A 17,864-nucleotide genomic window follows, 5' to 3' on the forward strand; every position below is an offset into this window, starting at 1 on the left:
TGTGGACCTCAGGGCGGGGCGCCAGGGGTTTGACCGGTACGTGCTCGCCGTCTGGCTGCCCAACCACGTGATGGAGGCGACCACGCGCGAGGGGTACTCCCATGTTGTGGCGAAGTAGCTGATGGGGTGGTTCGGTCGGATGCGGATGAACCAGATCCGCCCCGCGGACGTACGCGCGTTCATCGCCGACGCCGGACGGAACGGCGCCTCCACATACACGCTCAGTCGCTGCAGAACCGTCCTCGGCGCCATCTTCACCACCGCGCTCAACGACCAGCTCATCACAGCGCACCCCTGCCGCGGCGTACGCACCCCGCCCATCCCACCCAAGCCACTGCGCATCGTCACACCCGGCGAGGTCGACGCCCTCGTCGCGGCCCTACCCGCCGAGCGATGGCGGCTCTTGGTCGAACGCGGTCGCCTCAGGCATGCGGTGGGGAGAACTGACGGAACTGCGCGTGACCGACCTCGACTGTGCGACCGGGATGGTGACCGCGGCGCGTACGGTCGGCGAGATCAGCGGCCAAGGGGCGGCGACCCGCAGGGAACGGTTCCACGTCAAGCACTACCCGAAGAACAAGCACTACCGACGGGTCTCACTCCCCCCGCCCATTGGTCGACCGCCTCGCCGCATACACCGCCACTGAGCACCTGACACCCGGCGACCTGCTGTTCGCCGCCACCAGCCGCCGCAGCACCCATCCACCCGAGACCACCAGTGACGCGGAGCCGCCCAACCGCGAAAACCGGCACGGCACCCTGACGATGTACTCCGGGCACCAATGCCGCTGCCAGGATCGCCGAGGCGCCTACGCCACCTACCGTGCGACCCGACGCGACAACGGGCTCGACCGCCCACCGATCCGCCCCGCCGCCAATACCAACCGGCATGTGTCGCGCTACTGGTTCCGACAACGGATCTGGAAAACCGGCACTAGCCGCCGCAGGGATCACCCAACGCGTCCGTGTCCACGACCTCCGCCACGCCCACGCATCATGGCTCTCGCCGGCGGCGCTGACCTGCAGACCGTCCGCGAACGCCTCGGCCACGCCAGCCTGCGCGCCACCGAACGCTACCTCCACACCATCCCCACACAGCGCGACCAAGCCCTCGACGGCCTCGAACGCATCCGCCCCACGACACCGACCTCGCCCCACCAGAGCGCGATCGACCGTCGTCAACTGCGCCAACCCGGTCAAATGACGGTCAAACGATCACGCCGTTTTCCCGCCACGACCAGGCACAACCCAGCCACACCCGCGGCGAATCGAACGGTCACACGGCGGTCAAGAGGGCTTGGAAATGCAGAACGGCCTTTCGATGTGAATCACCGAAAGGCCGTCTGACCAGCATGAACATACTGGTGGGCGATACTGGGATTGAACCAGTGACCCCTACCGTGTCAACATAGATCGACAAGCCCTCTGACCTGCGGAAACAGAACTCCTGCACGTCGTTGACCGCAACACAAAGCAATTGGGAGCCGCACGGCGCAACACAACGCGCCGCGCGGCTCCCAATCTGCTCCCACCGCTTGCTCCCACCGCTTGCTCCCACCGCTTGCTCCCACCGCCATGTTCCCACCTTCGAGAGGTCACACGACCGGCCCTCGACTGCGGCATGGAGGCGGGGGGACGTCTCGACCCTCACACTGCCAGCGTGATGTCCAGGGCGCCCTCCACCTGCGGCGACAATGGATCCGCAGGCCATAGCGGTTCCGTTCACCGTCGTTGAGAGCAGTATAAGCCCGTTCAGACCATGTGGACTCTCCAGATTTGCTCCAGCCAAACCGGTGTGAGAACCCGACCCGGCATGGTCAAGGCATTCCGGCCGGAGGTCCCCAAGGCTGACTCCGCGCGGAAAGGCGAAGCGGCGGTGGCGTCACAGGTTGGCGCGGTCGAGATTGACGATGAACGAGGTCTTGCGTTTGTGCTGGTTTCGCAGACGGTCGAGGTACGCTCCGAAACCGGTCTCGTCACCTGTTGCTCGGTAGGCGTCACGGAGGTGCCGGAGCATCGTGATGGCCTTGCCGTACCGGTGCTTGTCGGTGCTGGCGTCCAGTCGCCGCTGGATGAGCCGTTGCCATGGTTCCAGCACGTCCTGCGGGTGGATGGGTTGGCGCAGCTCGATAAGCTGATGCCAGCGTGACTCGAGCAGGTCATCGGCATGATCGACCGCTGCCTGCCATGCTTCGTCCAGTTCGCCCTCGTCGAGCAATACGCCGATGAGCTGGTCGGCGAAGGCGGGCTGCCCTGTGGTGGCGTCGCGTAGCCGCCCGATCGCGTTGTCTCGTGGCCCCGGCCAGGCGCCGGTGCGTTCGGCGGTGCGGCGCAGGTCGTTGTAGTGGGTCTGTGTGGGGTGCTGGTCGAACAGCCGCCACCGCATGCCGAGTGCCTTGTCGGCGGCACCGCGTTCGAGCAGCAAGTCCACGTAGACGTCACGAAGCCTGCCTTTGTCGATCGGATTGCCGATCCCCAGCCCGCGTTGAGCCCAGCGTTCGGCATCAGCCGCGCGTCCGACGTTCCGCAGCGCGTCGACGATCTTGAGATACTGGTACGCGGCGTAGAGATCTTCACCCAGCACCGCGATGTAGTGGTCGACGTCGCCGGACATCTCGGCAAGCTGCTCGCGCAGCACGCGGATCCCGAATGGTGTCCTGCCGTGCAGGTCCGGCTCAGCCGTCTTGGCACGATCTTCGACCACCCGGGCCAGTTCAGCACGGCCCTTGTCCCCCAGTGCATCCGCGTAGTCGCGCAGTTCAAAGTCCGGCCAGCCAGGACCATCGAGCCGCAGCTTCACCAGCCACCCCGCCAGCCGCTTCGGATCGGGCGGTGCTGTGACGCAGGCACGTGCGTGCACGGCCATCAGCGCATGCACGATGCCGGACGAGCCATCGATGTACATCAGCGCCTTGGTCACGAGATCGACCGCGCGTCGCGCGAGGGTCGGTACAGCCGTGGGCTCACTCTCGATCAGCGCCTCACATGCGGCAACGACATCACTCGCCAGCCGGTAATACTCCTGTCGCCCGTGATACGGGTGCGTCCGACGGTCGCGGCGCAGCCCGTCGATCAACCGGCGTACCCGCTCCACTTCCACACTCGCCACGCGCGCAGCACCTATCGCGTCGTGCGGAGAAGCTCGGCGAGGCGTTCGCCGATGATCGAGACACTGGGCATCGGTTCGCGGTCGAAGAAGGACTTCTTGTGGCGTTGCAGCAATTTCTCCCCGTCCCGCGACCAGGAGAAGCCAGGTTTGCGCAGAAGCGTGCGAAAGACCGCGTCAGCGCCGTCGGGGTGACGTTGGACCAGGCGGCGGATCGCCGGCGGCGACACCGACTCGTCGTCGAGGTACTCGCGCAACTGGGCAAGACGGGTACGGTCACGGACCAATGCGGGGTCGGCGAACAGCGCGTCGAGCGGTCGAAGTCGCGATAGAAGCAGAGCCCTTCGACCTCGTCGTAGACCAGCGCGACGCTGTCGGCATCCAACAGTTCGTCGGGCAACCGGCTCAGGTCCCCAGGTGCCGGACCGGTGGTAGCGGCACGCTTCGCCGCCTTACCCTCAAGACGTGCCACTGCATTTTCCCGCAGGCGCCGGTAGTGCTCGCACAACGTCTCCCGCGCGTCGTGCGGAAGCAGCACCACGAGATCAGAACCGACCTGAGCGATGAACTCCGCGCGATGCTCGGCCTGAACCTCCCAGCCCCGCTGGAGCAGGACCGGGTTGCGGCGCAACACTTCCGGGTGAGCGGCAACCTGCTGGGCAACGGTCTGGGCGATCTCGCGCCGCGCGGATTTCGGGAACGGAGCGAAATGCCCGCTGACCAACCAGGCATCGGTTGCCGGATGGACCGGCACAATCCGGCCCATGACGAACATCCCCCTGCGGAGCAGGGCGAAAACACTGCGCCCCATGTTCGAGTAGACGCGGTAAACGAGATCATCAACAAGGTTGTGCAGTTCCACGGCATCGCAATCGAAACGGCGGACCTCGAAATACCCCTCGACGACGTCGCGCCAGCCAAGCACCATCGCCCGCTCATCATCCGACAACCGCGGCTGCCGCTGCGAGACAAACCGCTCGACAACAGTGCGCCCACCAGAAAGGCGGCATTGCAACGCGAAGTGGTCAATGGTGAGCACAGCAGTGGCCTCGTCCAGGTGGCCGCGGCGATCCGCGGCATCGAACAGCAACGCGTCCAGCCGCCTCGCGAATTGAGGGCTCTGGGCGAACGCCACCAGTTCGCCCTTGAGGTCCCCGGCGCGGGCGATCAGATCGTCGACCGTGGTGTCGCCAAGTGCGGTGGGCTCGACGGCTGGTGTGGTGTGCGTGGTCATCGAGGCAACCGTACCGGCGGCCGGACAAAACGGGATACGCCCCGTTCTACGTGTGGAGCTGACGTGGACCGTTCGTCTGTCACTACTGTCTGGCCATCAAACAGCTCGCGAACCTCTGGCACAATTGCTCGACGACGCCGGGTCGACACTCAGCCACGTTGCGGGGTTCATTGCTGCGTGGACACATCGCGATTCACCTGTGCGAGCGCCTCGCTCAGCGGTATCCGCTCCTGCTCGACGCGACGATGGCGGGTCCAGTTCGGCGAGATGATCTGGTGATACAGAGCGCGCTCAGTCTCGGTCAAGTGCGGAACCGGTCGCGCCGTGCGTGGCCCGAGTGGCTTGCCGTGCCGATCGACGCTTGTGCCGAACTGTTCCCAGGATTCATAGGTGTTCTGATCCATCAAGATCGACCTTGCAGGTACTCCAGCAGCCCGGAACCCGTCGAGAATCTCGAGTCCGCCGGCGTCCATGTCGCCCCAATAGAAGACGCGCGGAGCACGAGTGATCCAGTCGAAGGCCGCAGCCGTTCCGCCACCGCGACCGACACCCTAGACCGATAGACCGCCAGCCAGTTCCGGGAAGTGGATGGCGGTGTCCTTGTTCTCGGAGATGATCACAACCTCTGGCTGATACGGCAACGGGACGCGATCGCCGACCGTCGCAGAGTCGTATCTTCGACCGCCTGCGGACCGGTGGGCTGGATCGAGGTAGGTGAAATGGATGCGGGCGGGATGTGCTGGCGCCAGCCGTAAAGTTCGTACTGTGCGCCGCTGAGTCCGCGATACGTGATCCCGTGATCGATGGAGGTCAACACGGAACCCGTCACCGTCACTCGGGATGGCGCGTCCGGCGGATCACTCGGCGGCAGCGTGCAAGACTCGCTCCAACCGGAGTGGGTGAGCAGTTCACCGACGTCATGCGGTGGCACCTGACTCCAACCGCCCGCACCGTTGGGGCTAGGCAGTGTCTCAAAGTCGTAGCCACTCGTTGATCGTGGCGATGTGGACGGTGGCTTCGTAGCGGACCCCTGCGTGTCAGGGTGAGTTGAGTCCAGTGGTTCACAGCAAACCGGCCTGACGCAGGGCGAGATTCGGATCGATTGACATGACCCGCAAGGCCAGGTCCTCGGTGATCGAGGACGATGATGGGCGGATGGATTCCCAGCAGCCGCGTGGTGACGGGCCGAGGCGGCGGCGCGCGTTCACCGCGCCGGAGAAGCTCGCGCATCTCAGTGCCTACGAACAGGCGTGTGAGCGCGGCGACGGCGGCGGGTATCTGCGGCGGGAGGGCTTGTACTCGTCGTTGATCAGCGAGTGGCGCAAGCAGCGTGACGCCGGGGTGCTGGCGGGCAAGGCGCCGGGGGAGAAGGTCGGCAGGCTGTCCGCGGAGCAGGCTGAGATCGCCCGGCTCACGCGGGAGAACGCCCGGTTGAGCAAGCGGCTGGACACTACCGAGGCCGCGCTTGACATCATGGGAAAAGCGCACGCCCTCTTGGAAAGTCTGTCCGAGAGAGCGGATTCCGACGAGAAGCGCAAGAAACGCTGACCCAGGCCTATGCGTCGATGACCGCCGATGGCGTGTCGACGAGGCAGGCCGCGGTGCTGACCGGGCTGGTGCGCTCGACGGTGATCCGCCACAGCAAGGTCGCCACCACACGCACGCCGCCGGTGCTGCCGCGGCCGGTATCGGCGCCGGTGAACAAGCTGACCGTCCTGGAACGCCTGCGGATTCTCGAGGTGCTCACCAGCCCGCGGTTCGTGGACCTGGCGCCGTTGCAGGTCTACGCGCAACTGCTCGACGAGGGCGTCTACCTGTGCTCGGTGTCCACGATGTACCGGGTGCCGGCGGACAACAGGCAGGTCAGGGAACGACGCCGGCTCGCGCGTCATCCGGCCAGGGTGTGCCCGGAGCTGGTCGCGACCGCGCCCCGGCAGGTCTACAGCTGGGACATCACCAAGCTCGCCGGCCCGGTGAAAGGCACCTACTACGACGCCTACGTGATGATCGACATCTACTCCCGGTACATCGTCGGCGTCCACGTCCACGCCCATGAATCCGGTGTCCTGGCAAAGGAACTCATGGAACAGATCTTCTCCGTCCACGGCGTTCCGCAGGTCGTGCACGCCGATCGGGGCACGTCGATGACCAGCAAGACCGTCGCGGCCCTGCTCGCCGATCTCGACGTCACCCGATCACACTCCAGGCCCAGGGTGTCCAACGACAACCCGTACTCCGAAGCACTGTTCAAGACCCTGAAGTACGGCCCGGAGTTCCCCGAACGCTTCGCGGATCGCTCATGGAGTCCAGGAAGTTCATGGACGAGTTCACCCACTGGTACAACCACGAGCACCGGCACACCGGCATCGGCCTGCACACACCCGCCGGCATCCACTTCGGACTCGCCGCCGCCACAGCGGCTGGCAGGCGCACCGTGCTCGCACAGGCACGCGCCCGTCACCCACACCGGTTCGGCGGTATCACCACAGCACCGAAGATCCTCGACCTGCCAGACACCGTCTGGATCAATCGGCCAGCCGACGACACCAACCAGCAGACCGACACAGAAGCCGCCTAACACCCACTGGTCTCATTCACCTTGACAAATTCCGAGGTCGAGGACCATGCCGTCACCCCCCGCCTCTCACACCCAGTTCCTCACTGAGGTAGTCCTCGACGAATCCGTGGAAGGCCTGCGGCACGCCGGTCAGAATGCTGGCAGCACCCGCGAGGGCGGCCACCGTGCTCGCCGCCGCCATAGCGACAGCCACCGCGCGCGTCCTCCGCCGTGAGCTGTCGGCCCGACGGGAATGATGTTCCGTACGGTCACCTAGACCAGTGCGGTTCCCGAGCCCGCACCAGCCCACCCGCTTCAAACGGGCGGCCACCGCCGCCTCACCGTCGCGGACAGGGAAAACGGGCCGCGGGCACAGGTGCTCGGCGCGCTTGGCCACCGCTTACAGGAAGCCTCAGTCACCGGATTCGATCAGGAGCACTGACGGGATTTCTCCAGGGAAGTCGCTTCGCGCCAACTGGTAGACAAGCCCGGACAGGCCATCGAGCAGGCCGACAAACTCCCAGCGAGGTCCCAGGTCGCGGGAATGTAGATCGTCTTCGAGGTGGGTCAGCACAGCCTCATCAAGACCGTGCGTCGGTCCAGATGTGTCGAGCGCGCGGGCGAGCTCCCATTGCCCCAGAATGCCGTGGCACAGAGTCGAGTCATGCTCGTCGTCGAAAGTCAGGGTCGCTCGCGCCCGATGTGCGATGTCGGCGAAGTAGCCGTCGCTCGCAACGTGCCGTTGATGCAGATCCCAGGCGGCCAGTCCGATGCCCACGCTGCCCCGGCACCACGTCACGGGACGGACATCGGCGTGGGTGGTGTCCTCCGCCCAGCCGATGTTGTCCGATGAGTAGTAGTAGTAGTGGTCGGCGAACTCGAATGCGCGCCGTGCCAGTGCGATCCAGTGCGGCTCACGGGTGGCCAACCCGAGTCGCCCGAGCGCCCAGCCGACGCCCGTGGCGCCGTGAGCAAAGCCCACCTTCACACTGCCGTCCGGCGACGGCCACCAGACCCCATTATCACTCGTTTCGGCGCGCAGCTCGATCACCTCGGCTAAACGCCGGGCCGCGTCCAGGTAGGGGTGGCGAGTGTTTCGGCGGGCCACTCCGAGCAGAGGCACGATGAGTCCTGCGGGTCCGCCGATGAGATCGACTGTCTCGGTAGCGTCAAAGCTGAGGACTCCGACATCGTCGGCGCACGATCGGGCCCGTCGGCGAGCACCAGGTACACCGAGGCGTTCGAGGATCATCCAAGTCGGGAGCAGTGATGCCGTCCCCGTGAAACCTCCACGTGCGTCGCCTTGCTCCGCGCCGCCGCCGCGGGACAGGGTGTGCACCAAGCCTCGAATCAGCTGATCCGTCGCTGGAACCGCGGGGATTCCGCTGAGATCTGCCCATTTCCGGTATGCGGCCAGTGCGACGAGGACTCCCCCCAATCCGGAGTACAAGTCAAGACTTGGCGGTTCCACATTGGTGAACGTTGAGGTCGCCCTAAGAGCCATCCAGGCCACGGTGCCATCGTCGCCCCACATCGCCGCATCAGCAAGTTGGTCGACAACTCGTTCCATGAGGGCGCGTTTGCGCACAGAAAGGGGGTGCCCATAGAGCGCTGGCGCAGAAGATAAGCCTCTCGAGACTTGCGTTCGCGAGGAAAGAATGGTTCTTATCGCCCGCAGGTCAGTGTGCGGGTCCTTCCGCCGCCAACGCCGCAGCGCGGTCTCCACCAGATTCCCGTGGTTTTTCACAGAATTGCCTACCGCGTCGGTCGCGTTACCACTGGAGGGAAGGCACGTGAAGATCGGCACGTCGTCGACTAGTAGTTGATCGATCTCGGCCGCGACGACATCCTGTTCGACCTCAGACGGAATCCCGATATGCCCGCGGTCCACCAAGATCCGTTCCACCTGGTCAGTGGCCTTGCTCATGTCATACAAGGACGCAGGATGCCACAAACCATGAATAAGCTCGAAGTACAGCTGCGATGGGCGAAGCACGATTCTGACTTGGCAATCACCGAACGCCTCGAGCGCCGGCGCCAGGCGGCCGTCCGCATCGAACGCTCGCAGAGCTCGATGGTAAGCGTGAAAGCCTACAGCGACGGTCCCCGCGAAATCAGCGAGCTCGTGGGCACCATGTTGCCCTATTCCGCCAGGTACCATCTTTCCCGGTAAGGCTGGATGAGGCCTAGGCAACAAGCCGGTGCGCGTCACCCCTTCAGTGAGCGCCTTGCGGGCCCGCCGCACTGCATCGGCACCGCTGACCAGCCCTGCTGACTCAACAGGCGTGAACATCGTCTCGCAATCGACCACAACGGGCGAGCCACCCGCAGCCACGACGTTCTCCCAATGGAGGTCCGTGCCGCCCAGCAGATCCGCGAGAGCGAGCCAGGAACCGGATCGTCGATAATACTCGGCCCGTTCTTCACCTTCCACGAAAGAACGGGATTCCACGTGCTCCGCCCAGCCGTAGTCTTCTCCAAGAATCACTCGCGGCACAACAAGCAAAGGCGCGTCCGGAGTATATGCATGGACCTCGCTAATCAGTGCGCGGAGCGCCCGGTCCACGCGCAAAGAGCGCGGCTTGTAATGCACCGATCGCCCGTCGAAGTCAAGCCTGGCGACCGCGCGTCCACCATTGTGACTGTCACCCGTGCCGAACTCTATATGGCTCATCCGCCCATCAGGTATGAACTCAGCCAGACGGCTCCGGTCGGCGCACAGTCGGGACGCGAGTTCCGCGGCGCCGCGGCGTCGCGATGTCAGGACGGACTCCACCCGGCTCGCCAGGGCAGGATACGTCACAGCCAGCCGGTCCCAGAACACTCGCCGGGAAACCGCGAGGGAGAAGTCCAGCGGAGTCAGGTCTGTCGGAGACGAGTCGATGTTTGTGGTGGCACGGGCGGCTTGGTACTCGAGTCGGAGCAGTCGTTCCAACCGTGACAGCAAATAAGTTTCCGCTGCGCGCGAGAACCCCTGACACATTGCCTCACGTTCGTCGCCGTCAAGGCCGGGCGCGCTAGTCGCGAGGTCGACACGCATCGCTTCAGCATGGGGTGCGACCAGTGGTTCGACCAGGCCGACTTGGGCCGCGAATTCCTTCAGCATAGAGCTCTCCTAAAGGTGCCTGCGACACAGGGTGTCGCAGGCACCGGTAGGCAACTTGCACCGGTTACTTCGTTTCACATGTAAGGCACTCAGTAAGCGGGCACGTGATATACGTCTCGAACGAGACGGGTGCGGTGATTGGGAACTGGGGGCCAGCTGGGTTCTCCATGTCCCCGAACCTGTCGTGGCCCAATCGCCATGCCTCGATTGCGTCAAGAGTCGCGACGGCTTGCATGTGATCAACCTCCTTAGGAGTCGCTACCTTCAATACGATCGATCGGCCGCGACCGGTTCGGTCGGGTCACGCACACAACGGGCTGGCTCGAAGTTCCGGGCGAGCAGATCGCCCAGACGTGGTTTCGGTGTCGGCGATCACCGGCGCTGCCATCGCCGCGACCGCATGACTGTCCGGTCGCGGTGCGATGTGTCCAGCGTTCGTCCGTACCGACGCTGTGGGCCATCGAAGGCCGCCGGCCCGGCTCGCGCCGACCGCGTTTCCTACGGAGTAGCGGGGCCATCGCCGAAGGTCCAGTCGACGAACTCGCACTGTGGGTCGGGGCCGAGGACGACCGCGCTGGACACGACTGTTGGCGTGTTCCCGGAGGTGTAGACGGTGACGTTGACGATCTCGTCCGGCTTGAGCACGCCGCGGCGTAGATCGAAGGATGTCGAGCTGGGTTCGCCGTCGCCGATGAACACCTCGCCGGGCATGGTCTGCCCTTCGACTGGGTCCGCGTACTTGCAGAACCGGTCGGATTCCAGGTAGTCGATGGTAGCGGGGATACTCTACTTCGCGCAGGCGACGCTCGAGACCCTCCGGGTCACGGAATTCATGGATCTGCACCCTCACCGTGCCTCCCGGCCCGTCGGTGACCTGCCAGGCGGCAGCTGTCCCGGATAGACCGAACACAGCGGTGAGTGCGGCCGCCGCGGTGGCGGTGCCCCCCACCGCCCATCGGCGCGGCCAACGGGCCTTTTGTGTGGTAGTTGGTGACATCTCGGACATCAAGAACTCCAAAAGTGCGTCGTGACGGTGACCAGGCATGTCCCGTTCGGCAGGCACGGACAATCCGGCCTCCACCGCGATGTGGTGATCGAACGACGACGGGTTCATCGGTTGCTCTCCCGGATCGACCGGACCGCGTTGTCGCGGTTCCTCTGTACCTGTCCGTAACTGGTCGACGGTTCCATCGACTCGAGCTGCTCGCGCAGCTTCTGCCTGGCCCGCGACAGGCGGGACTTCACGGTGCCGACCGGAACACCAAGCGCCTGTGCGGTCGCGGCGTGGTCGAGTCCAGCCCACACGGCCAGCGCGAACACCTCCCGCTCCGCCTGACGAAGCGTCGCCATCGCCGCATGAACTCGCGCCATGCGTTCGATGTCGTCGACCCGATCGACGACGTCCTCGGCGAAGTCGGGAACATCGTCCGCAGCGGGCAACCTGGCCATGGCGGCGGCGTGCCGCCTCTTCGCCCGGGTGACGTTGCGCACGACATTCGTCGCGATGCCGAACAGCCAGGGACGAAGCGAACCAATCCCCGGCTCCACCCGCCACCGCAGCCTCCACGCCTCGAGGAAAGTCAGCGCGACCACATCCTCTGCGACAGACCAGCTCCCGGTGAGACGGAACGCATGGTTGTAGATCGCTCGCGCGCACTCGCGATACAACTCGCCGAATGCGGCGTGGTCGCCGACCCGAGCACGGGCCCTAGGGGAAATGTCCACACTTGTACTTGTCCGCGCCAGGTGGGCTGGACCCGATCACTGGCGTCGGAAGCCTGAGCCGATCCCGCGCCACCAGCGCGACCGCGGCCGGGTCGCTGGCCACCGATGGCCCGTCAACCGATCCGAAAGCGACCTGTCCGCCGCAGGCGAACTCGCGCCACGCCGACTGGTCGATCGGGTCCGTCAACCCCGACGGAACTGACGGAACGCATGGTGCAGCCGGTTTAGAGCCATCGCGCTGGACCGGCCGATGAGATGGTGGCGCATTGCCAGTGCCATCCGCCTTCGTCGTGGCGCCAGCTCCAGCTGCGACATCGCACCCCGATCCGTGACAGGTCACGTCCCCCCACCAGTCGTCGGCCACGGCGGTCGCCGGCATCAGCAGCATCGCGCCGACCACGACCGCAGGGGCATGGCGCGTCAGCATGTCCCCACCTCCTGGACCGCGAACTCCCGGACCTTCCAGGCGCCCTCCGCACGAACCAGTTCCGCAGTGATCGCACGGCGGCCGCCAGGGCGGTTATCGGCAAGCTGTCCTGTGTCGGATCGGTACTTCAGCCAATTGGTGCTGTCGCCACAGTCCTCGACCCTCACCATGTCCCGGTCACCGGTCGCGTCCTGGGAAGGCACCCGAGGGTTGTGCGTCGGGCGGCCCTTCGTGACCACTCCACGTTCCTTGTCCTTGCGAAGCGAATCGGTGATGACCGTGAGCGCGGTGCCGGTCGCGTGGTCGGTCAACCGAGGCGATTGCCAGTTCGAGGTGGTCGCCGCGTCGGCGACATCGCTCCACATGGCCACGTACGACTCGATCGCTTGCTCATCGGCCGATGAGGTGCTTGTGGTCGGCGCAGGTGCGCTGGCCGCCGGGTCAGGTGTCGGGGTCTTCGCGCATCCACCGAGATGCACTGCGGCGATCACGAGGGTGAAGCGGGCGGCGCGTCCGATGGTTCCCACAGTGGCTCCTAACCGAGGCTAACTCGACGATATGGCCCTAGCTGGTGGGTTGGCTCGCCGCGCACACAAGGCGCCCACTCGGCGCGGTCAGCACGCGCGGGGGCACCGGGACGAAGTAGGCGTTGACCACGACATGCGGGCCGTCCCACCAAAACGGGTGGTTCTCCCACGGCTCGATGCAGCTGAGCCCGCTCGCGCCGTTGCTCAGTGGACCCGGATCATGATGTGGTTGTAGCCGCAATGGAAGTAGCGCGACTTGGTTCCCTGCGGGTCGCCGGGCGTGAGGTAGAAACCGCACTTCCACTGCGATCCCGCTTGCACGTCGGGTGCCGCGCTCGCCTGGTCAGGCGCCCCGAACACGCTGGCGCCTGCGGTGATCGCGACGAGCACGGCACGGATGCGATTGCTGTTCATGATTCCTCCCCTGGTGAAACCGAATACGGTGGGTGAAACTGTCGAGTTGATTTCGCCCCATCAGGTGAATCTCCCGCAGATTCTCCTTCTCGCCTGCGGCGGCCCCGAGGTCCCGCTTAGCCTTCTGTGAAGGGGTGCGGACCGTTGTTGGAGCTGTTTCCAGTTTCGGAGCGTCCGCAGTGTCGGCGCTCACGTAATTCCCGGCGCCTGTGCTCACGTAATTCCGCAGGTGGTGGGTCCTTGGTGATGTTCTACCCGGTGGCCTCCTGGGGTCGTTGGGCGGCCCGGTTGGGTCGTTTGTTGGGTCGGTAGCTGGGGCCGTTCATGAAGACCTGGTGGCTGGTGTTGATGAGCCGGTCGAGCAGTGACTCGGCGACCACGGGGTTCGGGAACAGCGGATACCAGTCCACCGGCGAGCGGTTGGAGGTCAGGATCAGCGAGCGGCCCGCGGCGGCGCGTTCGGAGATCAGTTCGTAGAGGTCGTCGGCTTGTGGTGCGGTGAGTTCGCGCATGCCGAAGTCGTCGAGGATGAGCACGGCGGGTTTGGCCAGTTCGCGGAGTCGTTTGTCCCAGCTGCGGTCGGCGTGTCCACCGGCGAGGGTGGCCAGGGCTCGGCTGGTCTTGGTGAACTTGACCTCGGCGCCCTGCCGGATCGCGAGGTGTCCGAGTCCTTGCGCGACATGGGTCTTCCCGACACCGACGGGTCCATAGAGGACGACGGATTCGCCTGCGGCGAGCCAGCGCAGGGCGGCGAGGTCGCGGATCTGCGCGGCGGGCAGCTTTGGGCTGGCGGCGAAGTCGAAGCCTTCGAGGGTGGATTGTTCCTCGAACTGGGCTCGGCGGATGCGCCGGTCGATGGCCTGGGACTCGCGGCGGGCGACTTCGTCGTGACAGAGGACCTGCAGGAACTCGATGTGACCGAGTTCCCCGGCTCGGGCCTGGGCGAGTCTGGCGTCGAGGGTTTGCAGCATCCCGGACAGCTTCAGGTTGCGCAGCGCCTGTTCGAGCGCGACGTCGATGATCACGCCGACACCTCCGTGTCCGACTCGTCGTTCGTGGTGGCGGTGTCCGCGCCGGGCACGGGGGTCGCGGTGGGCATGGCCACGACGTTCACGAACAGCCGCGAAGGACCGTGCAGGAACGCCGCGGCGCCACCGTCACCGGTGGATGGTCGGGGCGGGTCGGCCTCCAGGCCTGCGGCGAGGATGCCCTTGATCGTGCGATAGGACGGGTCGCCGACCGCGATCGCCTTGGCGCAGGCCGCTTCGAGCCGGGCGGGGCCGTGTTTGTCGGCCAACCCGAGCACGCCCTGGGCGGCGCGCAGCCGGAACAGTGCGTTGACCTCCAGCAGCTCGGCGATCACCGCGACACACGCCTGCCCGACCTTGACAGCGCGGGAGCGGCACCAGACCGGGGTCCGCATCCTGAACGCGATCTTCTCCGGCGGATAGTGAGCGAAATCGGTCTGTTTCCCGGCCGGTTTGCGCGGGTGGGTGGCGATCAACTCACCGGCATCGAAGATCTGCACCATCGTCGCGGTCGCACGGGCATCGACCCGGCGGCCGATATGACGCCACGGCACCGAATAGAGCGTCTTGCCGACCTTGACATGGATGTCCGGGCCGATCGTGCCCGCCGACCACGTCGCCAGGACGAAAGGCTTACGCGGCAACGCAAGCAACGCGTCGGCCTCGACCGCCTCGAACACCGACATCGGCGAGGCACCGGCCAGCGGGCGGGCCGAGCGCCGCCCGGCCACCTCCCGGCACCACACGACCGCGGCGGCCTGCATCTGCGCCACCGAGGTGAACTCGCGGCCCCGCCAGAACGAGTCCCGGACATAGGGCATCGGCCGTTCCACCCGCGGCTTGTCCTTCGGTTTGCCGCGCCGAGCCGGGTCGACGAGGGTCCCGTAATGGGCGGCGAACTCCGCATAGGAGCGGTTGATCTTCGGGTCATACAGGTCGGTGCGGTCGACACCGGTGCGCAGGTTGTCCGGAACCAGCCGGTGCGGGACCCCGCCGAAGAACGCGAACGCCTCGACATGGGCCTCGGTCCAGGATCGCTGGTCCATCGTCAGCACCGGGCGAACGAACATCAACCGCGAGCAGGCCAGCACCATCACGAACGCCCACACCCGCTTCTTCCGACCACCCACCGGGTCCGTCCAGGACCCGAGATAGCCGTAGTCGATCTGGGCTTCCTCACCCGCCGGCGGATCGTCCCGCAGCACCGTCACCTGGGCTCGGCGGTCCTCCTCGGGCAGGTTCGCCGCGACATACCGCTTCAACGACGCCACGCTCGCCGACAGGCCGTGTTCGTCGGCCAACCGCTGCCAGATCGTCTGCTTGGTGACCCCCGCGGCCAGCATCGCCACGATGAAGTCCCGGTGCTTGTCGAACTCCGGCCACGTCACCTGCCGCAACCGCATGTCCGCCAGCCCAGGGAACCAGCCCCGCACCAACTCCTCCCACTCCCGGGCCGGCTTCGCCGGCCCGCCCGGCGCCAACCCCGCCGCCACCGCCGGGGCCACATACTTCTTCACCGTCTTGCGGTCCACCCCCAGACTCGTCGCGATCTCACTCTGCGACCTGCCCGCATGCCAATGGATCAAGATCTCGGTCACGTCGACCACGTTGAACGTTCTCCTCGCCAATCCGGGCCTCCGTCAGCTCGATCCAACGGAGGCAGCCTTCGTCCTGCGAGGACCACACCAACGACGACACGCCCACCAACAGGTGAGGAATTACGTGAGCGCCGACCTGGGGAATTACGTGAGCGACAACCGCCCTAACCTGGGGAAATCCGTGAGCGCCGACATCCGCAGGCAATTGCGAGGGGGTAGGTGTCTTCACATGAACGGAAGACAGCAGAAGACGACCCCGCACGGGGCGGCGGCGTTCGGAGCCGAGTTGCAACGGTGGCGCGATCTGCGCGGACTGTCGCTGGCTGAGCTGCAGAAGTTGACGACGTTCAGTCGCAGCCATCTGGGCAACGTCGAGCACGGTCAGCGCCAGCCGACCGAACAGCTGGCGAACGCCTGTGACCAGGCATTGGAGACTGGCGGCGAGTTGCTGCGGATGTTCGCCGCGCTGCCGCGGGAGCAGGTCCACCGGGTCCGACCCGCGCAGCTTCCGGCCCGCGGACGGCACTTCGTCGGGCGGGACGACCTCGTCGCGCGCATGTCCGCCGAAATCGATCAGGGTTTGCGACGTGAGCTCATGCCGGTTGTCTGCTTGGACGGGCCAGCGGGTGTGGGCAAGACCGCGCTCGCTATCCAGTGGGCGCACGTGGTCGCCGATCGATTCTCCGACGGAATTCTGTTCACAAATCTCCGCGGCCACGATGCATCAAATCGGCCCGCGCTCCCAAGCGAAGTTCTGCGCGACTTTCTAGTAGCACTCGGCGTCGGGCCGCTCGCCATTCCTCCTGGAATGGACCAGCGGATCGGCCAGTACCGAAGTCTGCTCGCAGGCAAACGGATGATGGTAGTGCTCGACAACGCCGTCACCCCAGAGCAGGTTCGTCCGCTGCTGCCGGGCAGCGACGGTTGCCTGACGCTGGTTACAAGTCGCAACCGGCTGGTCGGTCTATCCACTCGGGACGATGCGACGCGGATGTCGGTCGGGCCACTCAACGCAGAGGAATCCGCGTCCCTGTTGACCGACGTCATTGGTCGCCGCGCACACGACGATCCCGAGGCCACCCGCGACCTCGCGAAGCTATGCGCCGGATTCCCGCTCGCTCTGCGGATCGCGGCCGAACGGGCCAACGATCGGGACCACCTGGCATTGGCTCGGCTCGCCACGATGCTCACCTCGCAGACGAAGCGGCTGGAAGTGCTCTCCGTCGGCAGCGACGACAGCGCAGCACTCCGGGCAGCGTTCTCTTGGTCCTACACCGCCCTCAGCAGCGAACTCGCCACGCTGTTCCGATTGCTGAGCGTTCACCCCGGACCCGAGTTCAGCGCCGCGGCCGCGGCAGCGGTGGTCGACCTCGACCTGACCGAGACACAGGGACGGCTCGACGCGCTGGCGCAAACTCACCTCATCGAGGAAACCGGCGAAGACCGCTACCGCTTCCACGACCTACTCCGGCTCTACGCCGCCGAGTGCGCCGAGACCGACGTACCCCAACCGGCGCGTCGAGCGGCGGCCGAGCAAGTTCTCCAGTGGTACCTCAGCGCGGGCCAGGCCGCGGGCCGGATCATCTCCGCAGGCCGCGGCTACGCCGAGCGCGGCGTCCCCACGATGCCCACAATACCGGAGTTCGGCAGGTACGACGAGGCCGCCGACTGGTGCGAAACCGAACGCGTCAACCTTGCCAACGCCAGCCAGGAAGCCGCCGAGATCGGTCTGGACGACATCGCCGTCGGATTGCCGATCGTCCTGTGCGACTACCTCTACCGCCGCAAGCCGTGGGGTCCGTGGACCCGGCCGCACGAGCTGGCGCTGGAGATCTGCTGCGCCAACGGCGACACGGCTGGGTTCGCGTTCCTGGTCAACAATCTCGGCAACGCCTTCCTCGACCTGGGCCGACCATGGAAGGCATTGGCCTGTTACCGGAAGGCCCTCGCCATCCGCCAAGGCATTGACGACTTCGGCCTGGCCTGGACCCTCATCGGGCTCGGTCGCGCCTACCATGCGCTCGGCGAACCCATCACACTCGAATACGGGGCTGCGCCGGTTCCCGCCGGGGTCGACCGACGACGCGTCCGGCGGCGACACGAACCGCGCCACTAGCGAACTTGAGTGCTGGGATCTCGCGG

At 65.9% G+C, this 17,864-nt stretch carries 11 protein-coding genes and 2 pseudogenes; 3 read left to right on the plus strand and 10 right to left on the minus strand.

The annotated features are described in order from the left end of the window. Positions 1-612 precede the first annotated feature (612 nt). Positions 613-1,347, plus strand: a complete 735-nt coding sequence (locus ACSHT8_RS11210; RefSeq protein WP_436500350.1) for a hypothetical protein — start codon at positions 613-615, stop codon at positions 1,345-1,347. 535 nt (positions 1,348-1,882) lie between these two features. Here ACSHT8_RS11210 and ACSHT8_RS11215 read toward each other — a convergent pair. The 3 genes and pseudogenes from ACSHT8_RS11215 to ACSHT8_RS11225 form a co-directional block, all read right to left on the minus strand. Next, on the minus strand, positions 1,883-3,109 hold the full coding sequence (locus ACSHT8_RS11215) for a DUF6880 family protein (protein WP_436500352.1): 1,227 nt from the start codon (positions 3,107-3,109) through the stop codon (positions 1,883-1,885). Beyond that, complete coding sequence (locus tag ACSHT8_RS11220) at positions 3,000-4,340, minus strand: hypothetical protein (protein WP_436500354.1); 1,341 nt, start codon at positions 4,338-4,340, stop codon at positions 3,000-3,002. Before ACSHT8_RS11220 ends, ACSHT8_RS11215 begins: the two co-directional genes overlap by 110 nt. 167 nt (positions 4,341-4,507) lie before the next feature. Next, positions 4,508-4,873, minus strand: a pseudogene (locus tag ACSHT8_RS11225) (Wadjet anti-phage system protein JetD domain-containing protein); the annotation flags it as partial. 622 nt (positions 4,874-5,495) lie between these two features. Between ACSHT8_RS11225 and ACSHT8_RS11230 the strand changes: the two are divergent. Beyond that, a pseudogene (locus tag ACSHT8_RS11230) lies at positions 5,496-6,918 on the plus strand (IS3 family transposase). Between the two features lie 391 nt (positions 6,919-7,309). Here the strand turns inward: ACSHT8_RS11230 and ACSHT8_RS11235 are convergent. From ACSHT8_RS11235 to istA, 7 genes are all read right to left on the minus strand, one after another. Next, positions 7,310-10,003, minus strand: coding sequence for a type 2 lanthipeptide synthetase LanM family protein (locus ACSHT8_RS11235; protein WP_436500355.1), 2,694 nt, complete (start codon positions 10,001-10,003; stop codon positions 7,310-7,312). 498 nt (positions 10,004-10,501) lie between these two features. Beyond that, positions 10,502-10,714: a hypothetical protein gene (locus tag ACSHT8_RS11240; RefSeq protein WP_436500357.1), complete on the minus strand. Its 213-nt coding sequence runs from the start codon at positions 10,712-10,714 to the stop codon at positions 10,502-10,504. Positions 10,715-11,113: 399 nt separating this feature from the next. After that, complete coding sequence (locus ACSHT8_RS11245; RefSeq protein ID WP_436500359.1) at positions 11,114-11,728, minus strand: RNA polymerase sigma factor; 615 nt, start codon at positions 11,726-11,728, stop codon at positions 11,114-11,116. 420 nt (positions 11,729-12,148) lie between these two features. Next, a complete protein-coding gene (locus tag ACSHT8_RS11250) occupies positions 12,149-12,682 on the minus strand; it encodes a hypothetical protein (RefSeq protein WP_436500361.1) in 534 nt (177 codons plus the stop codon). Between the two features lie 204 nt (positions 12,683-12,886). Then, positions 12,887-13,096, minus strand: a complete 210-nt coding sequence (locus ACSHT8_RS11255) for a DUF6355 family natural product biosynthesis protein (RefSeq protein ID WP_436500363.1) — start codon at positions 13,094-13,096, stop codon at positions 12,887-12,889. 251 nt (positions 13,097-13,347) lie between these two features. Next, on the minus strand, positions 13,348-14,121 hold the full coding sequence (istB, locus tag ACSHT8_RS11260) for an IS21-like element helper ATPase IstB (RefSeq protein WP_436497248.1): 774 nt from the start codon (positions 14,119-14,121) through the stop codon (positions 13,348-13,350). After that, positions 14,118-15,731 (minus strand): IS21 family transposase, encoded by a 1,614-nt coding sequence (gene istA / locus ACSHT8_RS11265; RefSeq protein WP_436502041.1) that lies wholly within the window; start codon positions 15,729-15,731, stop codon positions 14,118-14,120. Before istA ends, istB begins: the two co-directional genes overlap by 4 nt. 220 nt (positions 15,732-15,951) lie before the next feature. Here istA and ACSHT8_RS11270 point away from each other — a divergent pair, with 220 nt between their 5' ends. Continuing rightward, complete coding sequence (locus ACSHT8_RS11270; RefSeq protein WP_436500365.1) at positions 15,952-17,838, plus strand: ATP-binding protein; 1,887 nt, start codon at positions 15,952-15,954, stop codon at positions 17,836-17,838. The last annotated feature ends 26 nt before the right edge of the window (positions 17,839-17,864 follow it).

It is taken from the genome of Actinokineospora sp. HUAS TT18, assembly GCF_051364635.1.
GTDB lineage: Bacteria > Actinomycetota > Actinomycetes > Mycobacteriales > Pseudonocardiaceae > Actinokineospora.